Annotated in this window: 13 protein-coding genes and 2 pseudogenes; 7 read left to right on the top strand and 8 right to left on the bottom strand. The window is 64.7% G+C overall.

All coding sequences use genetic code 11. The features are described 5' to 3' along the window. Positions 1–117: 117 nt before the first annotated feature. On the top strand, positions 118–585 hold the full coding sequence (locus tag B4U45_RS06525) for an SRPBCC family protein (RefSeq protein ID WP_075549448.1): 468 nt from the start codon (positions 118–120) through the stop codon (positions 583–585). Positions 586–769: 184 nt separating this feature from the next. Here the strand turns inward: B4U45_RS06525 and B4U45_RS06520 are convergent, their stop codons facing one another. Both B4U45_RS06520 and B4U45_RS06515 read right to left on the bottom strand, forming a co-directional pair. Further along, the gene (locus B4U45_RS06520) at positions 770–1,507 is read right to left on the bottom strand and encodes a DUF2971 domain-containing protein (RefSeq protein WP_176216211.1); all 738 of its coding nucleotides are present in this window, start codon (positions 1,505–1,507) and stop codon (positions 770–772) included. 26 nt (positions 1,508–1,533) lie between these two features. Next, positions 1,534–3,237: a transposase gene (locus B4U45_RS06515; RefSeq protein ID WP_075549450.1), complete on the bottom strand. Its 1,704-nt coding sequence runs from the start codon at positions 3,235–3,237 to the stop codon at positions 1,534–1,536. Between B4U45_RS06515 and B4U45_RS28960 the strand changes: the two are divergent. The 4 genes and pseudogenes from B4U45_RS28960 to B4U45_RS06500 all read left to right on the top strand — a co-directional run. Continuing rightward, positions 3,231–3,500: pseudogene (locus B4U45_RS28960) on the top strand (helix-turn-helix domain-containing protein); the annotation flags it as partial. The gene B4U45_RS06515 and the pseudogene B4U45_RS28960 overlap by 7 nt on opposite strands. Before the next feature lie 600 nt (positions 3,501–4,100). After that, on the top strand, positions 4,101–4,586 hold the full coding sequence (locus tag B4U45_RS28955) for an NUDIX domain-containing protein (protein WP_176358352.1): 486 nt from the start codon (positions 4,101–4,103) through the stop codon (positions 4,584–4,586). 143 nt (positions 4,587–4,729) lie between these two features. Then, positions 4,730–5,212, top strand: a complete 483-nt coding sequence (locus B4U45_RS06505; protein ID WP_075549451.1) for an Rv2253 family sensor-like surface protein — start codon at positions 4,730–4,732, stop codon at positions 5,210–5,212. 44 nt (positions 5,213–5,256) lie between these two features. Next, entirely contained in the window at positions 5,257–5,898 is a 642-nt protein-coding gene (locus B4U45_RS06500) for a hypothetical protein (RefSeq protein WP_089025304.1), read from the top strand. 22 nt (positions 5,899–5,920) lie between these two features. Here the strand turns inward: B4U45_RS06500 and B4U45_RS06495 are convergent, their stop codons facing one another. Next, complete coding sequence (locus B4U45_RS06495; protein ID WP_075549453.1) at positions 5,921–7,345, bottom strand: DUF2254 domain-containing protein; 1,425 nt, start codon at positions 7,343–7,345, stop codon at positions 5,921–5,923. A gap of 363 nt (positions 7,346–7,708) precedes the next feature. Here B4U45_RS06495 and B4U45_RS06490 point away from each other — a divergent pair. Then, positions 7,709–9,020: pseudogene (locus tag B4U45_RS06490) on the top strand (IS256 family transposase). A 571-nt stretch (positions 9,021–9,591) separates the two neighbouring features. Beyond that, the gene (locus B4U45_RS06485; protein WP_075549455.1) at positions 9,592–10,377 is read left to right on the top strand and encodes a hypothetical protein; all 786 of its coding nucleotides are present in this window, start codon (positions 9,592–9,594) and stop codon (positions 10,375–10,377) included. A gap of 904 nt (positions 10,378–11,281) precedes the next feature. On the opposite strand, the gene B4U45_RS06480 is transcribed toward B4U45_RS06485, so the two are convergent. From B4U45_RS06480 to B4U45_RS06460, 5 genes are all read right to left on the bottom strand, one after another. After that, the gene (locus B4U45_RS06480; RefSeq protein WP_075547336.1) at positions 11,282–11,617 is read right to left on the bottom strand and encodes a type II toxin-antitoxin system HicB family antitoxin; all 336 of its coding nucleotides are present in this window, start codon (positions 11,615–11,617) and stop codon (positions 11,282–11,284) included. After that, positions 11,614–11,880, bottom strand: coding sequence for a toxin HicA (locus B4U45_RS06475; protein ID WP_306770978.1), 267 nt, complete (start codon positions 11,878–11,880; stop codon positions 11,614–11,616). Before B4U45_RS06475 ends, B4U45_RS06480 begins: the two co-directional genes overlap by 4 nt. 611 nt (positions 11,881–12,491) lie before the next feature. After that, positions 12,492–12,677 carry a hypothetical protein gene (locus tag B4U45_RS06470; protein ID WP_075547334.1) on the bottom strand — a complete coding sequence of 62 codons (186 nt, stop codon included), beginning with the start codon at positions 12,675–12,677 and terminating at the stop codon, positions 12,492–12,494. Further along, complete coding sequence (locus B4U45_RS06465; protein WP_131808296.1) at positions 12,658–12,879, bottom strand: hypothetical protein; 222 nt, start codon at positions 12,877–12,879, stop codon at positions 12,658–12,660. The genes B4U45_RS06470 and B4U45_RS06465 overlap by 20 nt, the downstream gene beginning before the upstream one ends. After that, positions 12,867–13,184: a hypothetical protein gene (locus B4U45_RS06460; protein WP_075547332.1), complete on the bottom strand. Its 318-nt coding sequence runs from the start codon at positions 13,182–13,184 to the stop codon at positions 12,867–12,869. The genes B4U45_RS06465 and B4U45_RS06460 overlap by 13 nt, the downstream gene beginning before the upstream one ends. Between the last annotated feature and the right edge of the window lie 49 nt (positions 13,185–13,233).

The raw sequence follows: 13,233 nt of genomic DNA, 5'->3' as shown, positions 1-13,233 counted from the left end.
CCATTTCAACCCCTCCGCTGGCTGCTGTCGCTGTCTACGGCTATCTGGCACCGTAACGGTTTGCCGGCCGAACATGTGTCGTAACTCGGCGCGCAGTCGGGTGGGATACTCGGGGCCATGCCCACAGCCCGGCGCGGTCAGCAAAGTATCGACATTTCCGCACCTCCCGATCTGGTGTACGACCTCATTGCCGACGTCACCCGGATGGGGGACTGGAGCCCGGAGTGCTATCGGTGCGAGTGGCTCGACGGGGTTTCCACCGCGGCCCCGGGTGCGCGGTTCCGCGGGTACAACCGAATGGGTCTGATGCGCTGGGAACGGACCGCGGTGGTGGGCACGGCCGAGCGGGGCCGCGAATTCAGCTTCACCACCGTCAACGATGCTGCCGGCCGTGAAGAAACCCGCTGGCGCTACATCATCGAGCCGACACCGTCGGGAACACTGCTCACCGAATCTTTCGAGTTTCTCTGGTGTTCGGTCGTCAACAGGTTGGCCGAAGCCGCTATTCCGCGGGGTCGGCAAATGGACCGCGGCATTCAGGAAACACTGCGGCGCATCAAGAAAGCCGCCGAAACCGCAGCCTGACGGCGGCTTTTCAGATGTCGCGATACCGCACGCTGGACCGGACGACGTCGGCGTTGGGGTACCTACGCCGCAGGTAACGATACAGCGACAGCGTTTTGGCGTCGCAGTGTTCGCTGGGGCCCACCAGCACTCCGGTGACTGCGCTTCGGTCGAATTCGAACCTGACCCGCGGTATCAGCCCGATTCAGGACGTGGAATAGAACGTTTCGGACGTGTGGGATATCAGCCGTTGTTCTGCTTCGCCGAGGAACTTCTTGTGTTTCATCGACGCTGCCAACGGAATTATCCGCCGGACCAGGCGCTGCTGCGCCGGATGAATGCCGGACACCGTATCGTCGCCCACGGCGTGGACCAGCTCGTCGATATGGTCGTCGATCAGCCGGGCCACTCGCGCGGACTGTCGCTCGGGCAGATATTCCACCGGGTGCAACTCGGGAACCGGTGCGGATTCTGCGATCGGTAATTGGGTGGGAAGCGTCGTTTGCTTGACGCTTTCCTTCAGTATCTGACTGTCGAATTGAATCGCGAAGCCGCCGTTAGCGTAACCGCGCCACTGGGACAGGTCGTCTCCGGACATGGAAAAGCAGGCGACAAACGGCCCGAAATCGTCTTCGATGAGCTCTTGGGCGCGCAGCACATTGTTGCAGACGCTCAGAATCGCGGACGATCGCAATTCCGCTTGTCCGGAGGCTTTAACGTGCTCCCCGTACCGCGCAATCATCGCGCAGATGGCTTCCACGCCGTAGGAGAACTCCTGGGAGTCGTTCAGGTACGCGACATGAGTGCCCCAGATGTGTCCCGAGTCGAGAATTCCCTTGAGGTCCTTGATGTCTGTGTAGTGGTAGACGCTGCCGTCGCTCTCATGCACGGGCCAGTCGGCTGCGTGTTCTGCTGAGTGGCCCGCAGCGGCGTCATCGGACACGTCGCCTAAGAGTTGACCGTAATGGGTCATGCAGCGCCAATCAGCTTGGGTGCTGGTTGTTTTCGGCTGTTCCCGCGACGTCCAGGCGTGCCTGGTCTGTTCGGGGGTGTGCCGGGTGCTGCTTGTTCAGCAGAGACCACCGGGTGGTGGCTGCCGGTTCTGGCCAGTCCTTCATCGGGTGATGGTGGTGGCTGGTGCCGGTTGACTGAACCCTCCCACTCTGGCTGGGAGGCCAGCCCATCGCGCAGGGCGTGGGCAAGTCGGTAATCGACGCGCGCGGTGCGTGGATCGTCGGGATTGGTCAATTCGACGCAGGCGGCCAAGGCGGCCGAGACGATGTCGCGGTCACCACGCAGTCCGCACTGCCCGCAATGGTGGGTGCGTTGGTCGAGGGTCTTGGGGACCCGCGTTCCGCATAGGCAATGCTGGCTCATCGCGGTGGGCCGCGTGCCGGCCCGGTACAACCGGCCGCCGCTGGCTGCGCATTCAGCGGACAGGGCGGTGACAAGCATGCCGGGGCTGAACAAGCCGATCCGCTTGCCCCACAACCGCGCCCAGGTGCATATGCGGCAGTCTTCAACGGTGATGGTGTTGCCGTGGGCGGCGACGATTCTGGCGGCGATCTGGGCGGCGCGACCCTGCTTGGCTTGACTGGCCGAGCGCGTGTCGGCGGCGTGATCACACCGGGTGCGGTGATAGCGCTGTGAGAGTTTGTCGTGGCGGTAGGCGCGTAGCGGCACCCCGTCGGCGCGAGCGTGGCGCGGACCGCCCGGATTGCTGACCTGCCGGGTGGGCAGCCCAGCCTCGGCGCGGCGATCCGCCCGCTTCTGCTGCCGCGCTGAGGGACTGTACTGGTCGGCATTGGTGTTGCGCCGCGACCGGTCCAGGGCTCGCTGACGTGCCCGCGCCCGTTTGGCCGCGCGGGCGGCGGTTTCCTGTTGTTGTGCGGTGCAGCCGATCTGGTCGGTAGCCAGCCGCTCGGGATGCCCGTCGGGGAACGAGGCCAGCGCCAGGTTCGACACGTTCGCATCCACCCCGGCGCGACGATTCATCGGGATCTCGGCACGTCGCACCCGAGTCGCATCGGATTCGTATCCGCCCTGGTGAACCAGTAGGTGCGCGTAGTAGCGCCACCCGCCGGGGGCTTTACGGTCACCCACCCGCACCAGGTCGATCTTGTGCCACATTGGCGGGTCAGCCAGGAAATGGGTCAGGTGCGCCCACTGGCCCGCGCCTTGGGGGAGCCGCACCGGCAGCACCATGTCTTCGCCGGGCAGGCCGGTGAACACCACCGCCAGCGCCCCGTTGTGATCGGCCCACGAGCGGCTGGCAGGCCGCACCGGAGCCGGCATCCGGGCCGGCTGGGTCAGTATGGAGGTACCGGCCGGTTGGCCGGCCGCCTCCAGCACGTGGATCGACTCCGGCAGCTGCGGGTGCCGATAGGCCCTCAGGTGCCCGTCCAGCGTGCCGGCCAGCCGGTAGGTTTCCCATGTGGGTGTGGCCTTGGTATGTGAGCGCGCCCGGCCGGGAATGCGGGTGAAATCCCACCACGAACCGACCCGCGGCGGCCCGCGCCGGCGCCCCGAGGAATCTGCGAACAGATGCCGGTCGATCGTCTCCCACACCTCGCCGGCCACATGCAAACCAACCGCTTTGGTGAGGTGATCGCGCAACCACCCGCTGGCCTCAATATGGGCTTTCGCCGCGGCCTCGATGCCTTTGCGTGTCAACCCCAGCCGCTCACGCAGCGCCTTTGGATCAGCCGCGCGCTCACGATGAGCGGCCCAATACGCCCGGCACGCTCACACAGATCACCCGACAGATCCCCCCGGCTCCTGGCCGCCCCTGGCGGCTCCCACTGCCCGTCCGGCTGCTGCCGGTATTCATCCATTTGCGCACCAACCTGACCACCCGTGCGCTGGCCGCGCTGTTCGCCACCAGCCAATCCTCGGTGGACCGGATCATCCATCATCTGGTGCCGGTACTGGCCAGCACACTGCGGCCCGCACCCGACAACAACAACCACCCGTGGATCATCGACAGCACCCTGATCCCGGTGCGCGATCAGTCGATCACCGCCGTCAGCAAGAACTACCGCCGAAGCATCAACACCCAGATCATCATCTGCGCGCACCGGCGCCGCGTGCTCGGCGCCGGCCGATGCTGGCCCGATAACCGCAACGACGTCATCGTGGCTCGCCACACCGTGCCGGACTGCTCGACGGCCGGGTCGTCCTCGGTGACGGCGGATACCGTGGCATCACCACCATCACCGGTCCGCGCCGCGGACCCCACGGCCGCATCGTCCACGACGACCACTACCGAGCCCACCGGCGAATCCCCGCCCGCGTCGAGCACGTCATCGCCAGAATCAAAGATTGGCAAATCCTTCGGCAATGCCGCCGCCGCGACGCCATCAACACAGCCTCCAAATCATCACCGGACTCCGGAACCTCAAAACCCACAGACAATTACGGGTCACCTCTTAGGGAAGCATGTCGGCCCGAGGAGCGCTCACCGCGGCTGCGGCAATACTGGCCGGGTGCCCTACATCGAACCCGTAGCGTCCCGCGAGATCTATCGCAATCGCTGGATGGTGCTCCGCGAAGACGACATCCGTCGCCCCGATGGCAGCCCCGGGATATACGGCGTGGTCGACAAGCCGACCTACGCGCTCGTGATGCCGTATGACGGGCGACGATTCCGGTTGGTCGAGCAATTCCGGTATCCCGTCGGCGCCCGACGCTGGGAGTTCCCGCAGGGCACCGCGCCCGATTTGGCCGATCTGGAGCCCGCCGAGCTGGCCGCGCGTGAGCTGCGCGAGGAGACCGGATTGTGCGCGGCGTCGCTCGAGTTGCTCGGCCGGCTCGACACCGCTCCGGGAATGACGAGCCAACGTGGGTGGGTGTATCTGGCCACCGACATCACCGAGGGCGAATCCGATCCTGAGCACGAGGAGCAGGACATGTGCAGCGCCTGGTTTCCGCGTGGCGATGTCGAGGAGATGATCCGCTCGGGAGTGATCGTCGACTCGCAGTCGATCGCCGCCTACGGGCTGTTCCTCGTGCTCGGCCGATGACACGGATTGTCCTGTATTGCTCACAGTTTCGTTGCTTCTGCCGCCGAGCCCGATCGTGTCCGCGCTGAGATCTGATTGCGTCGTCGAACCCGCACGATCTACCAATGCTTCCGATTTCCAGGCGGGAAGCCCGTGTCGCTGGGATGCTCGCTGCCGCCGTGATCGCGGTGGTCGGCAACCCCGCGGTTGTGGTGCACGCGGCGACGCCATCGTGGAACGGGAAATACTCGCTGGTGCGTTACGCCGCCGACAAGTCCGGCACCAGCATGGCTGCCGGCCAGGCCGAACCCACCTTCAGCGCGGACTACGTCATCACGACGACGTGTTCGGCTGCCCAATGCGTTGCCACTGCCAGCAACGGACCCACGCCGAAGAACCCGACGTTGCCCCAGCCTTCTCATTACGCCTGGGATGGAACCAGGTGGGTGGAGCACTTCGACTTTCAATGGGACTGCTACCTGGGAGAGGGGGTCGCCAAAGTGTGGGCACCCGCGCGATCGTGGGCTTTCTACGCACCTCAGGAAGACGGGTCGCTGCGCGGTAGCTGGCATACCGACATTGCCAGCGGCCCGTGCCGTGGCAGTGTCGAAATGCCGGTGGCGGCGTTTCCTGCTCGGCCTCAGTAGAACGGGGCGGTTGCGCCACGACAGGGGTACTGGCCGATAGCCTGATCGACATGACCGTGGGCGAGTCCGTTGCGCAGTCGCTGCAACAGTGGGACCGAAAACTGTGGGATGTGGCCATGCTGCATGCATGCAACGCCGTCGACGGCACCGCCCGAAAACGCTATCCGGGGTTGGGAGTCGGCACGCGTTTCCGCAGAGTCATCCGGGATTCGGTGGATATCTTCGGTGTGATGGCGACCCCGGGTGTCAACCTGGAGGAAACACGCTTTCCGGTGGCGGTGCGATCCGATCTGCCGGACAAGCGCCCCGACATTGCCGACGTTCTGTTCGGGATTCACCGGTGGTTGCACGGTCACATCGACGAAGGCCCGGTTGGCTTCGAAGTAACCCCGTACGTCAACGCCGGTGCGGTACTGCGTACTGCCAATGACGGCAAAATCCAGCTGACCAAGTTCGCGATCCTGGGAATGCTGGCCGTGGCGGTGTTTTCGCCGGAGAACAAGGGCGAGTCCATCCCATCCGATTACCAGCTGAGCTGGTTTGACCATGTCTTCTACATCAGTGTCTGGTGGGGTTGGCAAGACCACTTCCGCGAAATCGTCAACGTCAATCCGGCGTCACTGGTCACCCTCAACTTCGGCGATTCATGGGATCGGTGGACACCGGTATCGGCCAGCCCGGCGTAATCGAGGGTCTGTTAAACCACTGTTAAACCGACCCACCTTTGTCGGCGGCCCTGATTGTCGATGCCGCCGCCTGTGCCGCAGCTACCTGGCCGAACACCGATGACGGCGGCGCCAAGGTCCCGGGTTTCTCGGCAACCTCGCTCGCCCGTGCGGCGGCACTGACAACCATGGCCTGGTCCGATTCCTCCGCGAGGTCGCGACGGGCGGCACGGACCACCAGGGCGATCTGGGTCTGCACCGCCGCGCGCCGCGACGGGTCGACACAGTTTTGGGCGACGGCACTCAGCAACTGCAGCAGCGCAGCCAACACCAGCGGTTCCCGTGAACCGTAGCGGCGTATTTGTGCACATCCGACGTGCAGGTAGGCGGCAAAGCCGGGGTACGGCAGCCAGACAAGGAGCTCCCCGCTGCCGTCGCGGCGTACGTCATGGGGAAGCGCGCGTGATGCCAGTACCGATTCGACGGCCGAAAGATGGTGCACGACTTGTATTGCCGTATAGGGGTCGTTGACCGCGGGCGATAGCGCCCGCAGCGCGATATCGACCAGCTGCCGCAGCCCGAACCGGACGTCCTGCTGCAGCGTGCGCTCGAACCCGATGTGCACAAAACGCAAACAGTGTTGCGTGAAGTCCGATGCCGGTGGACCCGGCTTGGCGCTCCGGCGCCAGCACCAGCCGAGCAAGCCCCCGGCGGTGACGTAATCGCCCACAAAGGCAACCAGTTCCACGGTGTGCCCGCTGGCTGCCGCTGATTCGGCGATCTCGTCGATGTCGACGGTTTGTAGGTAGCCCGACTGCGGGGCTAACAGCGGCACCGCCCCGGCCGGCGGCTTGGGTGGCGTTTCCGGTTGCCGATCCGGCGTATCCGGATCCGGATACATCTCGTCGATCAGCCCGAGGGTGCGCAGCCGCACCTTCTCCATGATCGTGTCGATCTGGATCGAGTGCATGAGGTGGTGCAGGAAATAGATCAGTGCGGCGAAGCTGACGAATGCCAGCGCGAGGGAACCGGTGACCGCAACCTTTGGGACAAACGCGCCCCCGCTGGCATGCTCTCCGACGGTGTGCAGCCCGCCGGTGCTGTAGGCGAAGGTGCACGCGAAGATCGCCAGCACCACCTGGTTGGACACATCGCGCAGGAAGGTCCGCAGTAACCGGACCGAGAATTGGCTGGAGGCGATCTGCAGGGACAGGACCGTCAGCGAGAAGACGATGCCGATGGTGGTGATCATCGTGGCCGACACCACGATCAGCACCCCGCGAGCGTCGCCGGCGGTGCCCTGAAACATCAGCTTGTCGATCAGCGAGCCGGATTTCACCGGTATCAGCGACAAAGTAGCTCCAGCCGCGAGGCCGAACACAATGCCGAGGGTCGGGAGCACCCAGACCGCGCCCTGCAGGTAATCCCGGATGACGCTGCGTCGGCTGAGCAGGCTCGTTGCGGTCACCGATTAAGCATGCACCGCCTACCGGCGGTGGAACGAGAGTTTGTCTACCGCTGTGCCGGATCCGGGTCGGCAGTTGCCGCCGCAATCGCTCGGTGTGTCGGTGATTCGATTCCAGACGACCATAGGGTGTTTGGGATCGCCCGTTTTCGGCGCGCACGCTGCGGTCGGCGAGTGCGGACCTGACTCGAATATGTTGGCCCGCAACATTGTCGGGTGCCATGACCGCGGGCGAGCAATGATCAGAACCTGTGGATGAGCCTCGGCGAGGCGGCGAGATTGGGCGCACCTTCCCGAGGATGATCTGAAGTCCAGTTGTCTGATCAAGGACCGGCGTTGGCGCGCTGGTTCGGGAAGGTACGACCCATGCTCAATGTAGTCCCTGAGGCCGGCAATCGTGATGGTTCGGCTGCGCCGGTCGTGTTGGCGGGCCCGGTTTCGTCGGTGATCGATGAGATCGTGCGCGAGGGTGCCCAGCAGATGCTGGCCGCGGCGTTGCGGGCGGAGGTGGCCGCCTATTGCGCCCAGTTCGCTGATGAGTGCGACGAGAACGGACATCGGCTGGTGGTGCGCAATGGCTATCACGAGCCGCGTGAGGTGACCACGGCCGCGGGCGCGATCGAGGTGCACGCCCCGCGGGTCAACGACAAGCGGGTTGACCCCCGAAACCGGTGAGCGGGTGCGGTTTTCCTCGGCGATCTTGCCGCCGTGGGTGCGCAAGACCCCGCAGGTAGAGCAGGTGCTGCCACTGCTGTACCTGCACGGTCTGTCGTCGCAGGATTTCGGGCCGGCGCTGAGGCAGTTCCTCGGCTCGGCCAAGGGCCTGTCGGCGGCGACGATCACCAAGCTGACCGAGACCTGGCAAGCCGAGCAGAAGGCGTTCTCGGCACGGGACCTCTCGGGTGTGGATTATGTGTACGTCTGGGCTGATGGCATCCACGTCAATGTGCGCCTGGAGGAGACCAAGCTGTGCCTGCTGGTGCTGATGGGGGTGCGCGCCGACGGGCGCAAGGAACTGATCGCCCTTGATGACGGCTACCGCGAGGCCAGTGAGTCGTGGGCCGATCTGCTGCGCGATGCCAAGCGGCGCGGCATGCGCGCGCCGGTACTGGCAATCGGGGACGGCGCACTGGGGTTCTGGGGCGCGCTGCGCGAGGTGTTCCCGGAGACCAAAGAACAGCGATGCTGGTTTCACAAGATCGCGAATGTTCTTGCCGCACTTCCGAAATCAGCGCACCCCGGCGCGAAGAAAGCCCTCGCCGAGATCTGGAACGCCGAGGACAAACGCCACGCGCTGGACGCGGTCAAGGCATTCGAGGCGGCCTACGGCGCGAAGTACGCCAAGGCGGTCGCCAAGATCACCAACGACCTTGACCAACTGCTGGCCTTCTATGACTTCCCGGCCGAGCATTGGGTGCATTTGCGCACTACGAACCCGATCGAATCTACTTTCTCGACCGTGCGCAATCGGAGCAAGATCACCAAAGGGCCAGGTTCGCGGGCGGCGGGAATTGCCATGGCCTACAAGCTGATCGAGGCCGCCCAATCACGCTGGCGCGCGGTGAACGCCCCACACCTGGTCGCCCTCGTCCGCGCCGGCGCCAAGTTCGAGAACGGCAAACTCGTCGAGCGCCCCGACGAGCAGACCGTCGACGGGACCGAGAAGGAGGCTGCCTGAAAATTCGATCCACAGGTATTGACTATTGCTCACGAGACCGCCGTCCATCTCCTGGCCCTGCAGCGGTTGGACACCGAAGTCATGGAAGCGCACAACCGCTGGCTTGAAAGGGTCAAAGCGAAGGTTGAACGGTCGGGCCGCGAGTGGAATCGCGAAAATTTCCTGCGGTACGTCCGCCTGCGGGAGCACGAGTGAATCCCGTGGCCGGCGACCGGCGCGGCCCGGTAGTGGTCGGTGGCGTCGTCGTGCTACACGGCGATGACATCCGGCACATGCTGTTGGCGGTTCGGCACATCATCGGCCGGCGCCGCCGCGAGCACCTGCCCGTGCCCCCGGAGTGGTCGGCGCTGGAAGTCGCTCTGGCTCAGGCCATGTCCGCGGGTCCGCAGTCGGACGCCGCTGCGCAGTCTGTCAATGAGACTTGGCTTAGCACACGAGAAGTCGCAGATCGAACGGGATGGACCGAGAGATACGCCCGACGTCGGGCAAGCCAGCTCGACGGCAGGCGCGAAGGTGGCCGGTGGCTCATCCCAGAGAGCGCCGTCACGGAACACTTGGAAGGGCAACGCGAATGAGCAAAATCCCCGGCTGGATCGGGCACCACGACTTGGAGGGCCGACTCCGCGATCCGCTGCCCGCCCACCTGGCCGACGCCGCGGCCGTGGAGGCGGTATTCACCCCGCCCGCGCAATGGCTAGCTGTCCGCCAGCGCTGGGCCGCCTTCATCGACACGAGCACGCCACATGTCGATCAGCTGCTGCAGCACATCACATCCGGGGCCGGAGACCTGCCTGGTCTGCGGGCCGCGGCGCTGGCCGAGCTGGCCGCTACCGGGGCCGCCGACGCCGAGTTACGGCAGCAGTTGGCCGTCCGGGTGTGCCACGAGCTGACCCGCTTGTGGCCGGCGGAAAAGGCATACACGGCCGCGGCCAAGGCGTTCGACGCCGCGGTGAGGGCGTTCAGCGGCAGCGACGAAACCGAGCTGGACCACGCGGCTATCGCCCTTGTTGCCGCTGCCCGGTTGTGTGGGGCTGAACGGAACGCGGCCAAGTGGGCTACCGACCGTCTGCAGTTCACCTTGTGCGTCGATCCGCGCCGGGCGCACCTGCGCAAGTTGGTCACCGCGTTCGTCGTGCCCGGCGAGGCTCAACGCGAATACGGCACCGGCAGATGGAACGCGCTACTCAAGCTCGGCGCCGGGCTGCGTGCCGCCACCGACCCGCTGCGCGCTGCGCCCGAGCTGCCAGCCCACGTGACGTGCGTCGATGAGCACCGCGTCATCCAACGCTGGGACCCCCTCGACGGTGAACCGCCGACAGGGTGGCGCCAGGTTCCAGACGGCTGGATCGGGGGATGAGCCGCCGGTCGCGTGGGGCAACTCTGACACGGCGGACCCACGCGACCGGCCCCCAACGGGCTGGTGGTGTCCGGGCGTCAAACTCACCGCGACCATGCGGACTGCAAGGGAGATCGTCACATCGCTGCAACCCCTTCCCCGGCGGCCTGGCACACTTGGACCCAAGGCGGTCGGGCAGCGGACGGCCCTGCGCCCGGCACCACCCCGAAATGATGAGCTCTACGGTTATGGGTTTTTGAGCAAACGGCCAAGGGGAGACGCGCAATCGCCGGGTCGCGGCGTGTACGGGTCTGGCGTCTGGAACACTTCGGCGGCGTTTGCCCCCCAGGGCTCCGGCGCTGGGCTTCTTCACGTAATTAAAGAATGGCGAATTGCATTAATCGCGCGAATTGCTTGGCATAAATTTGGCGAAAGAATGGCGTCACTGAGGGCGGAGAATGGTCGCATGGATGGGTACCCCCCTACCCTATGCGCGCCGGTGACCCACCCCCTCAGGGTACCCCCCACCCTTATCGTGACCTGCGCAAATGTGGCTAACAGCGAAAACGCTCTGAACTGCGGTTATGATTTTTTGAGCAAAGGGGCAACGGGAGACGAGCGCTCGCCCCCGATCTATCTACCTGCGGAAATAAAAAAACGAGGCCCGGCGGGGGGCTGTATACCCCCCCTCTAGCTGGGCTTAAGTTCACGAAAACCGTTGGGAGACAACGGAAATGGTGGGGGTATGCGCGAATTACGTTGTGTTGCACATAAATTCGAGCCATTGTTGTCTCTGCTTTTCGGCCGGGCCGGGCCTCCAAAAATGCCAGACCCGTACACGCAGCTTGACCGTCTCCACCTGGGCCGCTGGCCAAAAAGTGAAGAGTCTCGTTTCGGGGTTGGGTTGCTTGCCGGCCGCAATGGGCTAAGCGGACTGCCCCTCGGCCAGCTTGTGGATGGCCCACTGGTTGAGGGAGAGGTTGCGTTCAGCAGCCTCAATGGTGAGGCGCTTGTGCAGCTCGGGTGAAGTGCGCACCATGACCTTGCCGCTGTAATGGCGGTCGGACAGTGGTTGAGGAGGCCGCTCACCTTCGGTGTACATGTCCTTCACGACGTCGGCGACGAGGTGGGCGATACCACTGATGGCTCCCACTGGGTTTTGGTCGAGCCATGACAGCGATGGGAACTCCGCGCAAAGGCCGACCCACTCCCCATCTTCGGGGGACCACTCGACTCGGTAGGTGTAGTGGTACTCGTTCACCGGCCCTCTCCTTCCTCTATGGCGTTCAGCTTGTCGATAGCGGCCAAGACCTGCTTGACCTGGTAGGCCTTCGCCTTCCCTCCCTTGTCCTGAATGTTGACGCGCGGATCCCCGGCCCACGGCATCTTGAGGACGATGTGACTTCCCCCTGTTTGCCGGGGAATTCCGAAGTGATGACGACAGACCATCTCAACGTCTGCGAAGTCGACGTTCGATGGGTTTTCCCGCATCTGAGCCTCGGCTTTGGCGACTCGATCCGTCACCGCTTAATGCTAGCGCATGTGCTAGCACTTTGCACGGAAGAGAGTCCCGTCTAGACATCACGCAGTCATGGACGTGTGACGCGCTGATTGTGATGGGGGCCCCGTCCACCCTGGGCGTTCGCGGCCGTCCTGACCGAGCGTCGTACGGGGGGTGTTGTCAACTGCGTAATTTTGCGCAGTTGCGGCGTGATCGTTCCGCACCGTGCCCTCGGCTACCCCCGATGGTGTCTGCTATCGCCCGGTTTGACATGCCCCGCCCCGGCCAGCTCGGAGACGACCTCGCGGCGCTGCGACTGTTTTTACTGCCGTCAGTGAAAAGGCGGCTAGTTTTCCGGGGCACGCCGAAAAACTTCCCGGCTCCGGGGAAAACTCCCCATCGCCTTCTCGCGGGCCGCGGGGGGAAGCGCGGAAGTTGTCGTTAATCCCGGTTTCGGGATTACCGACGGCAAGACTTGCTCACGGCCGGCGGAGCCGCGCGTAACCATCAGGGTTACACCCTGATTGGCTCGCCACGATGCAGCTTGGAGTTCTACAGAACCTCAAGCTTGTGACCTGGCCGCCGACGTCGTCTCGGCGACCCTTTTTACGGGGGTTGACCCGCAAAAGGCCTGTCACTTGACCCGGTAGGGCCGGAAACCCGGCGGCCGGGGCGGTGGTGGGGGTGACCCCGCGTACAGGTCGAACACGGCGATCAAGGCCCGCAGCAGCTCCGGGGAGCAGGCGTAGAAAGGCTGGCGGTCCAGCCGGGTCACCAACTCGTCCCGGAGCTGTTGAACCTCACTCTGAGGCGTGGTCACCGGACGACCCCTGCCGGGTTGCTGCGTCGATCACTTCAGCGATGGCTGGATACGCAGCCTTGAATTCCTTGAACTGGGTGCGCAGTTCATCGAATTCACGCTTCCACTGCCGCCGAAGTTTGATGTCGGCCAGCATCGCGGCTCTACAGGCCGGGCAGTTGTCACCCAGGAGGTGTCGGTTGTCTGTGGTCATTTCGTCCACCCGTCCAGCTCGTCAGCAGCGGCAACCAGCTCGGCGGCCAAAGCACGCGCCTGCCCACTACTCAACGCCTCCTCGCAGGCATAAATCCACACCGACGGCCGGTTAAGCGCGTCCTGCGCGAGCGTCCCGTCCGCGTACTGGACAGCGGCGTTGTAGACCTGAATGTCGGAGTTGCCTTCAACGCCTCGCGTAATCCCGTTGATGAGACGCTGTTGACGGCCGCCGTCCCCCTGACCCCAGAGGTCGGCGTACTCAACGCCGGGGGGTAGCGGGATGTGGGGGAACGGGTTGGTGGTGGTGGTCATGGAGGGCTCCCAATCGGTTTGGAGCCACGCCGTAACCCTTGTTGCGCGA

The sequence above is a fragment of the Mycobacterium persicum genome, assembly GCF_002086915.1.
Taxonomy (GTDB): domain Bacteria; phylum Actinomycetota; class Actinomycetes; order Mycobacteriales; family Mycobacteriaceae; genus Mycobacterium; species Mycobacterium persicum.
The sequence above is the reverse complement of the archived record's forward strand: the minus strand, read 5'-3'. Positions and strand labels throughout refer to the sequence as shown.